Origin of the sequence: Algibacter ulvanivorans, from assembly GCF_048381495.1 — a bacterium.
GTDB classification, from domain to species: domain Bacteria; phylum Bacteroidota; class Bacteroidia; order Flavobacteriales; family Flavobacteriaceae; genus Algibacter_B; species Algibacter_B ulvanivorans.
Genome location: NZ_JBLWGD010000104.1, coordinates 1 through 258, shown reverse-complemented (window position 1 = coordinate 258; position 258 = coordinate 1). Strand labels below are relative to the sequence as shown.

General features: G+C 41.1%; 1 protein-coding gene. It reads left to right on the top strand.

All coding sequences use genetic code 11. The annotated features are described in order from the left end of the window. Positions 1–258 (top strand): HYR-like domain-containing protein (locus tag ACNG5D_RS16145; protein ID WP_418184549.1); only part of this gene is annotated, 258 nt, incomplete at both ends.

Sequence of the window (258 nt, the reverse complement as noted above, 5' to 3'; positions counted from 1 at the left end):
CGGTCGTAACTGATGAAGCTGATAATTGTGGGAACACTCCTGTTGTTGCTTTTGTTTCGGATGTCTCTGATAATGCCAATTGCCCTGAAACCATTACCAGAACTTATAGTGTAACTGATACTTGTGGCAACAGCATAACCGTTGAACAAACCATTTTAATCACAGACCCTATAATGCCTACGGCTTCTAACCCTAATCCTATTGCTGTTCAATGTATTGATGATGTGCCTGCTGCGGATATTGAAGTTGTTACTGATG